This window comes from Allobosea sp. P4_E12 (genome assembly GCF_056401655.1).
The window spans coordinates 1-13,656 of record NZ_JBFUIY010000041.1 but is presented as its reverse complement, the minus strand read 5'-3'; the positions used below and the strand labels follow the sequence as shown (position 1 = coordinate 13,656).

At 65.9% G+C, this 13,656-nt stretch carries 15 protein-coding genes; 6 read left to right on the top strand and 9 right to left on the bottom strand.

Going from position 1 to position 13,656, the window contains the following annotated elements; translation table 11 throughout:
* Nucleotides 1-5: 5 nt before the first annotated feature.
* The 6 genes from AC1DW9_RS31505 to AC1DW9_RS31480 all read right to left on the bottom strand — a co-directional run bounded on the left by AC1DW9_RS31505 (nt 6) and on the right by AC1DW9_RS31480 (nt 8,268).
* A complete protein-coding gene (locus tag AC1DW9_RS31505) occupies nt 6-827 on the bottom strand; it encodes an ABC transporter permease (RefSeq protein WP_441488670.1) in 822 nt (273 codons plus the stop codon).
* Nucleotides 828-835: 8 nt separating this feature from the next.
* Nucleotides 836-1,771, bottom strand: coding sequence for an ABC transporter permease (locus tag AC1DW9_RS31500; protein WP_476777017.1), 936 nt, complete (start codon nt 1,769-1,771; stop codon nt 836-838).
* Nucleotides 1,772-1,859: 88 nt separating this feature from the next.
* Complete coding sequence (locus AC1DW9_RS31495) at nt 1,860-3,446, bottom strand: ABC transporter substrate-binding protein (RefSeq protein ID WP_441504857.1); 1,587 nt, start codon at nt 3,444-3,446, stop codon at nt 1,860-1,862.
* Nucleotides 3,447-3,594: 148 nt separating this feature from the next.
* Nucleotides 3,595-5,259, bottom strand: a complete 1,665-nt coding sequence (locus AC1DW9_RS31490) for an amidohydrolase (protein WP_476777018.1) — start codon at nt 5,257-5,259, stop codon at nt 3,595-3,597.
* A 171-nt stretch (nt 5,260-5,430) separates the two neighbouring features.
* Nucleotides 5,431-6,918: a M81 family metallopeptidase gene (locus AC1DW9_RS31485; protein ID WP_476777019.1), complete on the bottom strand. Its 1,488-nt coding sequence runs from the start codon at nt 6,916-6,918 to the stop codon at nt 5,431-5,433.
* 222 nt (nt 6,919-7,140) lie between these two features.
* Nucleotides 7,141-8,268, bottom strand: coding sequence for a saccharopine dehydrogenase family protein (locus tag AC1DW9_RS31480; RefSeq protein ID WP_441488674.1), 1,128 nt, complete (start codon nt 8,266-8,268; stop codon nt 7,141-7,143).
* A gap of 119 nt (nt 8,269-8,387) precedes the next feature.
* On the opposite strand from AC1DW9_RS31480, the gene AC1DW9_RS31475 reads away from it, so the two are divergent.
* The gene (locus AC1DW9_RS31475; protein ID WP_043239300.1) at nt 8,388-8,819 is read left to right on the top strand and encodes an Lrp/AsnC family transcriptional regulator; all 432 of its coding nucleotides are present in this window, start codon (nt 8,388-8,390) and stop codon (nt 8,817-8,819) included.
* A gap of 92 nt (nt 8,820-8,911) precedes the next feature.
* On the top strand, nt 8,912-9,136 hold the full coding sequence (locus AC1DW9_RS31470) for a hypothetical protein (RefSeq protein WP_441488675.1): 225 nt from the start codon (nt 8,912-8,914) through the stop codon (nt 9,134-9,136).
* 159 nt (nt 9,137-9,295) lie between these two features.
* On the opposite strand, the gene AC1DW9_RS31465 is transcribed toward AC1DW9_RS31470, so the two are convergent.
* Entirely contained in the window at nt 9,296-9,919 is a 624-nt protein-coding gene (locus AC1DW9_RS31465) for an alpha/beta hydrolase (RefSeq protein ID WP_441504737.1), read from the bottom strand.
* An 80-nt stretch (nt 9,920-9,999) separates the two neighbouring features.
* Entirely contained in the window at nt 10,000-10,932 is a 933-nt protein-coding gene (locus AC1DW9_RS31460) for a ring-cleaving dioxygenase (protein ID WP_441504738.1), read from the bottom strand.
* A gap of 196 nt (nt 10,933-11,128) precedes the next feature.
* Between AC1DW9_RS31460 and AC1DW9_RS31455 the strand changes: the two genes are divergently transcribed.
* From AC1DW9_RS31455 to AC1DW9_RS31445, 3 genes are all read left to right on the top strand, one after another.
* Entirely contained in the window at nt 11,129-11,554 is a 426-nt protein-coding gene (locus AC1DW9_RS31455) for a DoxX family protein (protein ID WP_113518213.1), read from the top strand.
* A gap of 210 nt (nt 11,555-11,764) precedes the next feature.
* Complete coding sequence (locus AC1DW9_RS31450) at nt 11,765-12,697, top strand: LysR family transcriptional regulator (RefSeq protein WP_441488678.1); 933 nt, start codon at nt 11,765-11,767, stop codon at nt 12,695-12,697.
* 59 nt (nt 12,698-12,756) lie between these two features.
* Nucleotides 12,757-12,924, top strand: coding sequence for a hypothetical protein (locus AC1DW9_RS31445; RefSeq protein ID WP_176733240.1), 168 nt, complete (start codon nt 12,757-12,759; stop codon nt 12,922-12,924).
* A gap of 40 nt (nt 12,925-12,964) precedes the next feature.
* Here AC1DW9_RS31445 and sugE read toward each other — a convergent pair whose 3' ends face one another.
* On the bottom strand, nt 12,965-13,279 hold the full coding sequence (gene sugE / locus AC1DW9_RS31440; RefSeq protein ID WP_069876975.1) for a quaternary ammonium compound efflux SMR transporter SugE: 315 nt from the start codon (nt 13,277-13,279) through the stop codon (nt 12,965-12,967).
* Between the two features lie 152 nt (nt 13,280-13,431).
* On the opposite strand from sugE, the gene AC1DW9_RS31435 reads away from it, so the two are divergent.
* Nucleotides 13,432-13,656 (top strand): transposase (locus AC1DW9_RS31435; protein WP_476855291.1); only part of this gene is annotated, 225 nt, incomplete at its 3' end.

Sequence of the window (13,656 nt, the reverse complement as noted above, 5' to 3'; positions counted from 1 at the left end):
CCCATTCATGCGCGTCGCGCCCGTGACTGCGGATCCAGGATGTCGCGCAGGCCGTCACCGAGCAGGTTCAGCCCGAGCACGGTGACGAAGATCGCCAGGCCCGGAAAGACCGAGATCCAGGGCGCGGTGGTGATCTGGTCGCGGGCATCCGACAGCATGCTGCCCCAGCTCGGGAAGGGCGGACGGATGCCGAGCCCGAGGAAGGAGAGCGCAGCTTCCGCCAGAACCGCGCCGCCCATGCCGAGCGTGCCGATGACGATGATCGGCCCCAGGATGTTTGGCAGGATCTGCGTCACCATGATGCGGATATCGCTATAGCCCAGCACCTTGGCCGCCTGGACATAGCCCTGGTTCTTGAGCGAGAGCGTCGAGGCGCGCGAGAGCCGGCAGGTATAGGACCAGTTGGTCAGGCCGAGCGCGATCAGCAGGCTGGTCAGGCCCGGGCTGAGGATCGCCATGATCGCCAGGGCGAATATCAGCGAGGGGATCGCCAGCATCATGTTGGTCAGGCCGCTGACCAGATCGTCCCACCAGCCGCCCCAGTAGCCGGCCGACAGGCCGAGGGCGACGCCGATCACCGTGTTGATCAGCTGCGAGACGATACCGACCGTCAGCGAGATGCGGGCGCCATGCAGCACGCGGCTGTAGATGTCACGCCCCTGCGCATCGGTGCCGAACCAGAATTCGCTGCCGGGCGGAACCTCGGCATTCATCAGGTTGGCGTCCATGACCGGGTCGGTATGGGCGAGGAACGGGGCGAAGGTACCGGCGACGACGACGGCCGCGAACAGCACGCCCCCGATCACGAGATTGGCTCTGAATTTCATCGGCACCCTCAGGTGTATCTGATGCGGGGGTCGATGATCGCGGCGAGAACGTCCACGAGCATGTTGACCAGCAGGAAGAACAGCACGATCACCAGGATGCAGCCCTGCACCACCGGGATATCGCGCAGCGAGACGCTGTCGACGAGCAGCGAGCCGAGGCCCGGCCAGGCGAAGAGCTTTTCGACCACGACGGCCTGGCCGATCACCGAGCCGAATTGCAGGCCGACGGTGGTGAGCACGATGACGAGCGCATTGCGCGCCAGGTGCCATTGCACGACGCGGCGCTCGCTCATGCCCTTGGACCGGGCGGTGCGGACGAAATCGGCATTCATGATCTCGAGCACGGAGGCGCGCGTCGTGCGCGCCAGCAGGGCGAGCGGCGCCACGCCAAGCGCGATCGAGGGCAGGATCAGGTTCTTCATCGCGCCGTCGCCATAGCCGAAGCTCGGCAGCCAACCCAGGGTCAGCGCGAAGAGATACATCAGCATCAGGCCGAGCCAGAACTTTGGCAGGGAGAGGCCGGAGACGGCGGCCACCATCGAGACCATGTCGATCCAGCTGCCGGGCCGCAATGCCGCCAGGAAGCCCAGGGGAACGCCGATCGCGATTGCAAACAGCATCGAGGCGAAGGCGAGTTGGAGCGTCGGCCAGAGACGTTCGGCAATCAGGTGCCAGACCGGCTGGCGGGTGCGGAACGAGGTGCCGAGATCGAGCGTCACCAATTGCCCGATATATTTCACGAACCGGGTCGCGACGGGCTGGTCGAGCCCGAACTGCTGGTTCATGCGGGCGACGGCTTCCGCATCCATGACGGTGCGCCCGTCAGCCATCTGGCTGGAGGCGAAGCTGCCCGGAATGACGCTGAACAGCAGGAAGATCAGCGCCGCGACAGCGAGCAGAATCGGGATCGCCTGCAGCAGGCGCCGAAAGACATAAGACAGCATGCAGAACTCCTGGCCACGAACCCTTGGCCGCGAACTCTTGGCCGCGAACGCCCGGCAGCGAAGGCCGCCGGGCGCCGGGGTTTGGAGATTACTTCGCGGCCGGGGACGACGCGTCGACCCAGAGATCCTCGTAGTACTGCAGAGCGAGTTCCGTCGCGTTGGGCTGCAGGCCCTTCAGCCAGGGCTGATAGGCCATGACTGCCTTGTTGTAGTTGAAGAACCAGACCGGGGCGTCTTCATAGACGATGCCGTTGGCCTTCTTCAGCAGGTCGATGCGCTTGGCCGCATCGTCCGTCGCGGCGGCTTCGTCGATCAGCTTGTCGACGGCCGGGTTCTTGTAGGTGGTGTAGTTGCAGGCGCTCTGCGGGGTCGCGGAGTAGAAGCACTTCATCTGGGTCAGCGGATCGGGACCAGAGGTGTTCGACCAGATATAGGCCTGGAAATCACCCTTCGAGACGATGCCGCCGAGCGCCGAGCCTTCGACCGGCTTGATCTTCACCTTGACGCCGACCTTGGCCAGCATCGGGATCACGGCCTCGACGATCGGAACGCCCCAGCTCTCGTTCGGGGAAGCGGTCCATTCGAACTCGAAGCCATCGGGATAGCCGGCCTCGGTCAGGAGCTTCTTCGCCTTCTCGGGATTGAAGTCGTAGGGCTTCATGTCCTTGTCATAGGCCGGCGAGGAGAGCGGCAGCCAGCCGGTGGCGCGATAGGCCTTGTCGCGGACGAGGCGCTTGATGATCAGGTCGCTGTCGATCGCGTGATTGATCGCCTGGCGCACCCGCTTGTCGGAGAAGGGCTTGAAGTTCGGGTTCATGCCCATGTTGCGGGTGAAGACTTCCGCGACCTCGAGAATGCCCTTCTTCAGGTTCGGATCGGCCTGGTAGGCGACATATTGCGTCGGTCCCAGGATCGAGACGTCGATCTCCTTGTTGCGGAAGGCGATGTCGCGGGCAGCCGCCTCACCCATCGGCGAGATCACGACCTTGTCGGCATAGGGCTTGCCGGCCTGGTAGAACTTCTCCCAGCGCTCCAGCACCATGCGCGAGCCCGGAACATGCTCGACGAACTTGAACGGGCCCAGACCGATCGGCTTGTTGAAGAAATCGGGTTCCTGCGCTTCCTTGGCCGGGAAGATCGAGGTGATCGCGGTGCGGAACAGGAAGCCGGGATCGGCCTTCTCGATCAGCGTGATCTCGAGGGTGAAATCATCGATCTTCTTCAGGCCGGAGATTTCCTTGGCCTCGCCCTTCTGGAACTCCTGGGCGCCCTTGACCCGCCGGACAAAGGCCGCGCCGGGATAGTTCTTCGTGGGATCCATCAGCCGGGTGTAGGTCCAGATGATGTCGTCAGCCGTCATCTTGCGGCCGTTATGGAAAAGCGCGTCGTCGCGCAGCTTGAAGGTGTGGACCGTGCCATCGGCGGAGGCGGTCACGCTCTTGGCGAGCTCCAGCACCGGCTTGTTGTTGGTCGAGTCCCACTTGTAGAGCGCGCGGTGCAGCGCGTTACCATAGATCTCGTCCTGGATCTGGTTCGAGACATGGCTGTCATTGCTGACGAAGGATGCGGCATAGGGCGCCGTGAAGCGGATCGTGCCGCCGCGGCGCGGTTCCTGCGCCTGGGCCGAGAACGCCATCGTCAGCGTCAGGGCAGTGGTCAAAGCCAGTCGTTTCAACACGTCAAATCCTCCCAAATTTCCCGTTGATCTTTTTGGTGGCGCCCCCCTTTTCAAGGGCGGCGCCGGTCAGTCCCGTACGGAACCTTACTTGGTTTTTCCGGTCTGTCTCCGTCGTCTAGCCGGCTGTCCCCGAGCAATTATCCGGTCAGGCATTCTGCGCGGCGCGGTCGAACACGACCTTGCCGTTCAGGATGGTGAGATCGCAGCGCGTGTCCTTCAGGATCTCTTCGGGCGCTGCGGTCAAAAGGTTGCGTGAGAACACGGCAACGTCGGCGAGATAGCCCGGCACGAGCCGGCCCTTCACGGCCTCCTGCTTCTGCGAGAAGGCGCCGAATTCGGTATAGGCCTGCAGCGCCTCGTCGATCGAGACGCACTGGGCCTCATCCATCACCGTGCCGCGCCAGGTCTTGCGGGTCAGCATGGTGTAGAAGTTCGGGAACGGATTGGGGTCGCAGACCGGTGCGTCGCTGCCCGTCGCCGGCTTCAGGCCGAGATCGAACCAGGTCCGCAAGGGGTAGCTCGACAGCGCCCGCTCCGGCCCGAGCACCTTCACATAGGCATCGCCGAAATCGTAGATGAAGACCTGCTGCGGGCAGGGATAGATGCCGGCCGCGACCATGCGTTCATGCTGCTCGGGCGTCGAGAAGCCGCAATGCTCGATGCGGTGGCGGCGGTCCGGATCGGGATGGGCGGCGAGCGCCTTCTCATAGGCCGTGATCAGCTGCTCGATCGCGGCATCGCCAATGGCGTGGCAGGCGAGCTGATAGCCCTTCACATGGGCGTCCATGACCTGGCGCTCGACATCCGCGTTCGAGCACATCTGCACGCCGGTGGTCTTGTCCTCGCCGAGATAGGGCGCGTTCATCCAGGCGGTGCGCCCGCCGGCCGAGCCGTCGAGGAAGAGCTTGACCGCGCCGACCATCAGCATGTCGTCGCCGGTGCCGGAGATCAGCCCGGCCTCGTAGCATTGCGGCACGACCGAGCGGCCTTCGTCGCCGAGCAGGGTCAGCCAGGTCCGCACCGGCAGGCGGCCGTCGCGCTTGGCGCGGTGATAGGCCGAGATCTCGCCGAAGGCGCCGCGCTGGCCGACCGCCGCATCCATGCAGCTGGTGATGCCGAGCGAGAGCAGGTAATTGCCGCCGCGTTCGATGCCGGTGACGAGGTCTTCCTCGGTCGGGCGCGGGATCGCGGCCCAGACCGGCGCGCGGGCGTTTTCCGCCAGCATGCCGGTGAGCCGACCGTTCTGCTGTTCGATCAGGCCGCCGGGCGGGGTCGGCGAGGCCTCGTCGATGCCCGCGAGCTCCAGCGCCATCGAATTGCAGATCGAGACATGGCCGCAGGTCCGGATCAGCATGACCGGATTGTTCGGCGCGGCGCGGTCGAGTTCCTCGCGATAGGGATGCCGGCCGGTATCGAGCTTGGTCTGGTCGTAGCCGCGCGACAGGATCCAGTCGCCGGGCTTGGTGCCGGCGGCACGCTTTGCGATGGCATCGAGCAGGGAGGCGAGATCGGGCGCGACCGCCGGGCGGGCGTCGACCCAGTCCATGGTCATGCCGAGCGAGACGAGGTGCAGGTGGGAATCGTTCAGGCCGGGCGTGGCGAGCCGGCCCTCGAGATCGATCACCTTGGTCCCGGGGCCGATCAGGGCGGCGATCTCGGCATCGCTGCCGGTGGCGAGCACCCTGCCCTGCCAGATCGCCAGGGCCTCGACGACCCCGTCCTCGCGGCCGCACCAGATCGGGCCGTTCCTGAGGACGAGATCGGCCTGCGGCCGGGCGCGGTGAGCCGGGGTTTGAGCGGAGAGCGTCATGGAAACTCCGAATTCATGTCAGGGCTTTAGTCCGAACGTCACGCCGGAGGCCAAAGCCCCCGGCTCGATCATCGGACCGGATTTCCTATCCGGTTCGATGATCTAACCTTCTGTGTTCGCATCGGTTTTCCCGAAAACCGCAATCCACTTTTCGGGCCGATGCTTTAGGCGCTAGATGTCGTCGAGCGGGAAGATCGGCCGGCGAACGCTCTTGTAGGGGCGCTCCTTGAAATTGCGCGTCGCCAGCGCGCCGGTATCGATCTCGACCACTTCGCGGGCGATCGGCTCGAAGGCGGCCCGGAAATGCTGCATCGACTTGACGATCACCGTCGATTTCCGCGTCGGGTCGACGCCGAGCGAGGTGAACTGCGCGAGGTCGGTCGCCTGGCCGTTATGGGTGATGATGACGAGCTCGACGCCGCCGATGCGCAGCATGACGCTGAGCCCGTAGCTGCGCCAGGCACCGCCGCCCATCGGGCCATAAGCGATGAAATGGCCGTCGGTGATCGAGACGACCCGGCCGGTGACCTCGAGCGGGCCGCCGCCCATGTTCGGATCGACCTTGCCGCCGAGCATCAGCGTCACGGTGTTGCCGACGCCGGCAGCCTGCGCCTGCAGCGCAGCCTCGCCGTCGCAGATCGCGTGGAAAGCGACATTCTCCAGGCCGGTGGCCAGGACCGCGCGCAGCAGGTTCGTGGCGTCGCCATAGGCGCCGGCGCCGGGATTGTCGGAATAATCGGAGATCACCAGCGGCTTGCCGGCCTTACCCTCGCCGTTCTGGCCCTCACCATTCTTCGCCTTCACCATGGCCTCGGCCACGGGCGTGAAATGGATCGAGGAGAAATGCCGCTGCTCCCAGGCATAATCCATCAGCTCTTCGGCGATGGCCTGGGCCTTGTTGCGGTCATTGGCGGTGACGACGACGGAGGGGCCGATATCGTGGACGTCGGCCGAGGAGAAGCCGGCCTGGACGCTGACGACCAGCGCCTCGCCCTTCGCCTCGAGCTCGTCGCCGCGGCGCAGCAGCTCCTTGAACGGGGGCGAGGTCGTGCGCCCGCCATCGAGAGCGTAGAGGATGGGCCGGCGGGCAACGGCGGCGGTCGGCGTGATCTCGCCATCCATCGCCTTCTGCAGCAGCTCGGCCGCCTGCCAGGTCCGCTCATACTGGTCGATATGCGGATAGGTCCGGTAGGAGATCAGCGCATTGGCGCTGTCGGCCATCAGCTGGGTGAGCGTCGCGTGCAGATCGAGCACCGCGACGACCGGAACGGAGGGGCCGACCTTGGCGCGGATGCGGGAGAGCAGCTCGCCCTCACCGTCATCGGAGCTTTCCGTCGCCATGGCGCCGTGGAGATGCAGCAGCACACCGTCGACGCCGGCGCAGGCCGCGACGATCTTGCCTGCGCATAGCTCGAAGGCCGCATCGGTGACGCGGCCTGAAGGGTTGGCATGGGCGACGATGGGGTGGGTCAGGCTCCAGCCGAACTTCTCGGCCGCCTCGAAGGCTGCGCCGAGCGATGTCCGCGTGCCGCTGAAAGCCGGGGGAATCTCGTTGTCGAGATAGAGGCCGGCGTTGCGAAAGACCTCTTCTCCGGTGAGCTGAACACTGAATGTGTTCGTCTCATGCATGAACTCTGCGACCAGAACGCGTCGTGCCATAATCCTCGTGTCCCTCCCGGACCCTTTTCGACTCTTTTTAACGGTCGTTCGGGTCTATGCCAGATGTGTATACAGCATGCGCTCCCTGCGTGGAGCGCCTGCCGTTCGTCGCAAGCGCGGCCTTAGGCCGCGCTGCGTCTGGACGAAATCGCCCAGACGCAGAAAACGTGATCGAACCTCATAGTCATGCGAAAAACCGTTGCCGCTTTTTCGCAGAATGCTCTAGGCCGCGCGGCTGCGCTCGATTTCGCCCTTGCCCGGGGTGCCGTCCTCGGCCCGCGCATAGGCCTTGCCGAAGCGGTTGGCGAGGAAGGAATCGAGCGTGATCTCTTCCTGGCGGACAAATCCCTGCTGCGGCAGCTTGCCCTGCGCCAGCATGTCCAGCACCGCGCAGATGCCCGAAGCGGTGGTGATCTGGATGGCGCTGCGCGTCACGCCGCCGACGGTCGCGCTGTAGACCTTGTTGGCATAGGTCTGCTGCAGCAGGCGGCCATCTTTCATGCCGCTGACGGTGACGAAGATCACCACGACGTCCTGCAGGGTGCTCGGCAGGGCGTTCTCAAAAATGTCCTTCAGCACGTCGCGGCGATCGGCCAGGCGCAGGTCCTGGAGCAGCGCCTTCATGATCGCGCAATGGCCGGGATAGCGAATCGTGCGGTAGTTCAGCGTCCGGACCTTGCCGGCCAGCGTCTCGCAGAGCGTGCCGAGGCCGCCAGAGGTGTTGAACGCCTCATAGGTGACGCCGTCGAGCGAGAATTCCTCGCGCTCTTCCATCGCCGGGACGAGGGTCAACTCGCCGTTGACGACCGCTTCGCAGGGTTCGCAATACTCGTTGATGACCCCGTCCGTGCTCCAGGTCAGGTTGTAGTTGAGCGCGTTGGAGGGGTATTGCGGCAGGGCGCCGACGCGCAGCCTGAGGCTGTCGAGCGTGTCGAAATCACGCGCCAGATCGGCGGCGACGATCGAGATGAAGCCCGGCGCCAGGCCGCATTGCGGAATGAGGGCTGCCTTCGCCGTCTTGGCGAGTTCCTTGACGCGCCTCGTGCTGGCGACATCCTCGGTCAGGTCGAGATAATGGACGCCAAGCGGGGCCGCGACTTCGGCGATCCGCGTCGTCAGATCGAAGGGGGCTGCGCTCAGCACGGCGAAACGGCCTTCGAGCAGGGCGGTCAGCGCCTCCTTGTCGGCGATATCGACCTTGCGGGTCGAAACCGTGGCGCTGGTGCGGATGCCGGCGAGCTGCGCCTCGGAGCGGTCGGCGACCGTGACGCGGTAATCCCCGCTGCTGCCGAGCATGTCGGCGATGGTCTGGCCGATCTTACCCGCGCCAATAACGACGATTTCCTTCATTGTGGCGCTCCGTGCGTTCGTTGATGTCCTATGCTGGCTGACGATTTCGTCGAATAGAAGCGGCCATCACGACGATTCATATGGGATTTTACGGCGATCTGCCGTAAGTACTCAGCATCATGCCGATCGACCGCACAGACAGACAGCTCCTTATCCTGCTGACCGAGAACGCCCGGGCGCCGGTGGCCGAGCTCGGCCGCCAGCTCGGCCTCTCACGCACGACGGTGCAAAGCCGGATCGAACGGCTGGAGCGGCGCGGCGTCATCACCGGCTACACGGCGCGGCTCTCCGACGAGCATGAGCGCGGGCAGGTCAAGGCCCATGTCCTGATCACCGCACTGACCAAGCTCGCTCCCAGGGTCGAGGCGGAACTGCGCCGCATTCCGGAGGTCCGGACCCTTCATTCGGTCAGCGGTCATTTCGACATGATCGCGATCGTGATCGCGCCGTCGATCGGCGAACTCGACGAGCTGATCGACCGGATCGGCGCGCTCGACGGTGTCGAGCGGACGATGTCGTCGATCATTCTCTCGACCCGCGTCGAGCGCTGAGCCCTCGCCTGCTCCCGGCAATCGCGCGCTCGTATCCCGCCACAATCAGGCGTACACTCACGACCAGGGGAAAACTGCGGTGGGAGAAGAAGATGGCAGGTGACGACCGTCGGCCACGCGTCTGGCATGACGTACACAGCGTGCAGGAGGCCCCGCGCGAAAGGCAGAAGGCCAGCGGGCGAATCGCAGCTGAAGAGGCTGCGGCACGCAAGAAGATCGAGGCCTTGCGGGCGCAGCGGCTGGCGAAGGAAGCAACTGAGCCGCCGCCCGAGCCCAAGCCGGCTGCACGCAGCAAGCCGAAGGCGACAGCGCCCTAGGACTGACTCGAACGGCAGCAGGGCCGTCATCCGGACGCCCGGGAGTTACGAGATTCGGCCCCGGATCCATCGAACGCCGCAGGGCGTTGCGACGGATCCGGGGTCTTTGTTTGTGCCGGAACGGCGCCCCCAATGCAGAGCGCCGATTCGCCGAGGCGTTCAGGCCTGGTCGAGCCAGGCGGTGAGCAGGCCGATATCGGCCTGCGACAGGCCATGGCCCGCCGGTAGGATGCGGTGCTCGACCGTCGCGCCATTGCCCGACAGAGTCGCGGCAAGCCGTGCGGCGTCGGCGGCCGGAATGATCGGGTCCTGCGCTCCCGACAGCATCAGCACGCGTTTGCCGGCGAGATCGGCCTTTGGTGGCTCCCGGAAGGGCGACATCGCCCGCAGCAGCGCCGCCCCGGCCAGCACCTCTGGGCGCAGCAACAGCAGGCTCGCCGCGATATTCGCCCCGTTCGAGAAGCCGACGGCAATCGGCGCGGCAAGATCATAGCGTCGGCGCGCATCCTCGATGAAATCCGCCAGCTCATGGGTGCGGCGGCTCAGATCGGCCTCGTCGAAGACGCCTTCGGCGAGCCTGCGGAAGAAACGGGGCATCGTGCCTTCCAGCACCTGGCCGCGCGGCGAGAGCAAGGCGGCGCCGGGCGCGACCATGCGGCCGAGCGGCAGCAGGTCATGCTCGTTGCCGCCGGTGCCATGGAGCAGCAGCAGGGGCTTGCGGGCGGTATCGCTGCCCGGCTCGAACGCATGGATGAAGGGTGTGGTCGCGACGGCGTCCAGCATGGGTCACTCCTCGATAATGCAGGGGACGGCCCTGCCCCGTCAGCGCGGCGAGGCAGGGCGTCTTGTTTGGTCAGGTGTCGTCAGGCGAGTTCCGGCAGCACGGCCTCGATACGGCTGCGCTGCGCCTCGTATTGCGGCGGCAGCTTCAGCGCCTGGCCGAGGCTCTCGCTCGCCTCGTCGATGCCGAAGCCCGGCGCGTCGGTGGCGATCTCGAACAGGACCCGGCCGGGCTCGCGGAAATAGACAGAGCGGAAATAGTTCCGGTCCCGCTGCTCCGTGGCGCGGATGCCATGGTTCTCCTTTAGGCGGCGCACCATCGCTTCCTGCTCGGCATCACCCGCCGCCCGGAAGGCGATATGGTGCACCGAGCCGGCCCCCTGGCGTGCCGGCAGGAAGCCGCCGGCGGTGCGCAGATCGACAATCCCGCCGCATGCCGCGCCCTCAGTCCGGAAGCGGGTCACGCTGCCTTCCCTCGCGATCTCGGCAAAGCCGAAGATGTCACTGAGGATCGCACCGGTCGGCGCCGCATCCTCGAGCAGCAGGCTGACGGAGTGGAAGCCGCGGATCGCATGCTCGGCCGGAATCGCGCCGCCCGTCCAGGCCGGCTCGGCGGCAATGCCGGGCAGGCCGATCAGGGCAAGCCGCATCCCGTCCGGATCCCGGAAGGGCAGCACGGTGTCGCCGAAGCGCTTCTGCGGCGCCTCATGGGCGACGCCAAGCTCGACGAAGCGATGCGTCCAGTAGCCGATTGCCCCCTCCGGCACGCGGAAGGCGGTTTCCTGGGTCTCGCCGACGCCGAGCCGGCCCGGAGCGGCGTGCTCCCAGGGGAAGAAGGTCAGGATCGTGCCGGGCGAGCCGCCCTCGTCGCCGTAATAGAGATGATAGCTGCTCGGATCGTCGAAATTGACGGTCTTCTTGACCAGGCGCAGCCCCAGCACGCGACCGTAGAAATCAAGATTGCGACGCGCGGGGCCGGAAATGGCGGTGACGTGGTGGATGCCGTTGATCTGCATGGCCTGTCCTCCGAAAGGGCTTGAGGCGGGGCGCCTCGTTCCGGCCAAAGATCGGAGTGCGGCAGGCAAAGCACCAGCCCGGTATCATTGCACGGAAGCAATGAACGTCTTGGCATCTAACAATTTGCATTGCGCCGGAGAGAGGGCATTTTCAGTGCCGAGACCAACCCGGTCCCCTGCTTCTGGAGATGCAATCATGATCGACAATCGCCTCGCCCCTTACGGCGCCCTCGGCCTGCGTGTCGCGCTCGGCCTGATGTTCATCGCCCATGCCTATCTCAAGCTCGCCGTGTTCACTCCCGCAGGCTTCGCCGGCTTTCTGGGCCAGGTCGGCTTGCCCGGCTTCCTCGCCTGGCCGATCATCCTGGCCGAGTTCATTGGCGGCGTCGCCATCCTGACCGGCTTCTACGGCCGTCTCGTCTCGCTGGCACTGCTGCCGGTCCTGCTGGGTGCCCTGATGGTGCATGCTCCGAATGGCTGGCTCTTCACCGCGGCCAATGGCGGCTGGGAATATCCCGCCTTCCTGGCGCTGACGGCGCTGGCCCACGGCCTGATCGGCGACGGCGCCCTGGCCCTGCGCCCTGTGCGCTTCAGCCCCCGCGCTGCGGTCGCCACCGCCTGAGCGCAGTCGACTATCGGTGAGCGCGGCCCAAGGGCCCGCGCCACGTCTTCCCGATCGCCGCCGCATGGCTTACAGCATCCGACCGGGCATCCGGCCGGATGCTGTAGCGCATTGTTCTTGCATCGGCTTCTTCCGAAAACCGGTATCCAATTCCCGGGCCGATGCTCTGGCGCCATGACGGCGGCGGACGCATGAAAGGACGAAAAGCGGATGAGCGGCACGAGCAAGACCCTCGCCTGGGACGATTTCCGGCTGATCAAGGCGATCGCCGAAGCCCGCGCCCTGCCGGCCGCCGCCAGCCTGATCGGCCTGAACCATTCCACGGTGTTTCGCCGCCTCGGCCAGATCGAGGACGGGCTCGGCCTGAAACTGTTCGAGCGGCACCGCAGCGGCTATGTGCCGACGCCCGCCGGCGAGGAAATGGTGCAGCTCGCCGGGCGGCTGGACGAGGACATTACCGCCTTCACCCGCAAGCTCGCCGGGCAGGAAATCCAGCCCGCCGGCGAATTGCGCGTCACCACCAACGACACCCTGCTGGTCGACCTGCTGACCCCGGTCTTCGCGGCCTTCCTGCAGCAATGTCCCGAGATCCGCCTCGACATCCTGCTCAGCAACCAGGCGCTCAACCTTTCCAAGCGCGACGCCGATGTCGCGATCAGGGCGACCGATAATCCGCCCGAGACCCTGGTCGGCCGGCGCGGCGCCCGCATCGCCTGGGCGCTCTACGGGCTGGCGAGCCGCTTCCCGCCCGATGCCGATACCAGCATGGAGACGCTCCGGGACCAGAACTGGATTTCGCTCGGCGACCAGTTCGCCTGGCTGAAGGCCGTCCGCTTCCTGCAGGATTACGTGCCGCCGGAGCGCATCGTCTACAAGGTCAACACGGTGCTCGGCCTGGCCGAGGCCGTCGAGGCGGGCATCGGCATCGGCTTCCTGCCCTGCTTCATTGCAGACACCAAGCCGGCCCTCGTCCGCCTGGCGGCGCCCGATCCCGAATTCGCGGCCGATCTCTGGCTCTTGACCCATCCCGATCTCAGGCACTCGCCGCGCGTGCGGCTGTTCCTCGATTTCATGGCGGCCGAGATCGGCCGGATGAAGCCGCTGATCGAAGGCGAGCGGGCCGTCGCGGCGCGCGGCGGCTGAGCCGCGTTCAGGAGCACAGTCGGGTTCCCTTACGGCGCAGCCGGCGCTAGGCTCTCGTCATGGAGATGCTTATCCCCCTCGCGATCGGGCTCAGCCTGATCTGGCTGATCGGCCGCGGCGCGCCCTGGAACGCCAAGCTGATCACATTGGCGATCACGCTCGCCGTGGTCCTGCTGATCGTGCTGCTCGAAAGAAGCGGCAACTGGCCTGACGCCTTCCGCAGATGACACCGGTCAGACGGTGACGCTGGCCAGAACGTGACGCTGGTCAGGAGACCAGCTTAAGCCCGACGATCCCCGCCACGATGAGCGAGATGCAGGCAAGCCGCAGGGCGCCTGCCGGCTCGCCGAGCAGCACGATGCCGAGCGCCGCCGTCCCGATCGTGCCGATGCCCGTCCAGACCGCATAGGCTGTGCCTACCGGCAGCGTCTTCAGCGCCAGACCGAGCAGGCCGAGGCTGACGACCATGCTGGCGAGCGTCAGCAGGGTCGGGACGAGGCGGGTGAAGCCTTGCGTGTATTTGAGGCCGATCGCCCAGCCGACCTCGAACAGGCCTGCGACGAAGAGATAGAGCCAGGCCATGGCAGCGCGCTCCGCATGAGAAGGGGCCAGTCGAAACAAGGCGAGGTCGTCCACGCCCCGGGACGCGGCAGGAGACGCCGCCCTTAGCCCAAACTAGGAGCCCGTCCGAGTAATCCTCTGGACGGGGTGGCTTCGGGATGATTCACTGGCTCATGGCCAAAGTGTTTCGCTCTTGGGATGTCGATCAGGGCTGGCTTTTGCCGCCTTCGCTGCATGAGTTCGTGCCGCCCGGTCACCTGGCGCATTTCGTCCGTGACACGGTGCGCGAAGGGCTCGACCTTTCGGCTATTATCGACAGCTACACCGAGGAGCGCGGCTATCCGCCCTACCATCCCGGCATGATGGTGGCCCTGCTTCTCTATGGCTACAGCCGGCCG

Excerpts from the sequence above, each read along its gene's own strand:
- AC1DW9_RS31450 (WP_441488678.1), top strand. The coding sequence starts at position 11,765 with ATGAGCGGCACGAGCAAGACCCTCGCCTGGGACGATTTCCGGCTGATC.
- AC1DW9_RS31475 (WP_043239300.1), top strand. The coding sequence starts at position 8,388 with ATGCCGATCGACCGCACAGACAGACAGCTCCTTATCCTGCTGACCGAG.
- AC1DW9_RS31465 (WP_441504737.1), bottom strand. The coding sequence starts at position 9,919 with ATGCTGGACGCCGTCGCGACCACACCCTTCATCCATGCGTTCGAGCCG.
- AC1DW9_RS31490 (WP_476777018.1), bottom strand. The coding sequence starts at position 5,259 with ATGACGCTCTCCGCTCAAACCCCGGCTCACCGCGCCCGGCCGCAGGCC.
- AC1DW9_RS31500 (WP_476777017.1), bottom strand. The coding sequence starts at position 1,771 with ATGCTGTCTTATGTCTTTCGGCGCCTGCTGCAGGCGATCCCGATTCTG.
- AC1DW9_RS31505 (WP_441488670.1), bottom strand. The coding sequence starts at position 827 with ATGAAATTCAGAGCCAATCTCGTGATCGGGGGCGTGCTGTTCGCGGCC.
- AC1DW9_RS31460 (WP_441504738.1), bottom strand. The coding sequence starts at position 10,932 with ATGCAGATCAACGGCATCCACCACGTCACCGCCATTTCCGGCCCCGCG.
- AC1DW9_RS31470 (WP_441488675.1), top strand. The coding sequence starts at position 8,912 with ATGGCAGGTGACGACCGTCGGCCACGCGTCTGGCATGACGTACACAGC.
- AC1DW9_RS31455 (WP_113518213.1), top strand. The coding sequence starts at position 11,129 with ATGATCGACAATCGCCTCGCCCCTTACGGCGCCCTCGGCCTGCGTGTC.
- AC1DW9_RS31480 (WP_441488674.1), bottom strand. The coding sequence starts at position 8,268 with ATGAAGGAAATCGTCGTTATTGGCGCGGGTAAGATCGGCCAGACCATC.
- sugE (WP_069876975.1), bottom strand. The coding sequence starts at position 13,279 with ATGGCCTGGCTCTATCTCTTCGTCGCAGGCCTGTTCGAGGTCGGCTGG.
- AC1DW9_RS31485 (WP_476777019.1), bottom strand. The coding sequence starts at position 6,918 with ATGGCACGACGCGTTCTGGTCGCAGAGTTCATGCATGAGACGAACACA.
- AC1DW9_RS31445 (WP_176733240.1), top strand. The coding sequence starts at position 12,757 with ATGGAGATGCTTATCCCCCTCGCGATCGGGCTCAGCCTGATCTGGCTG.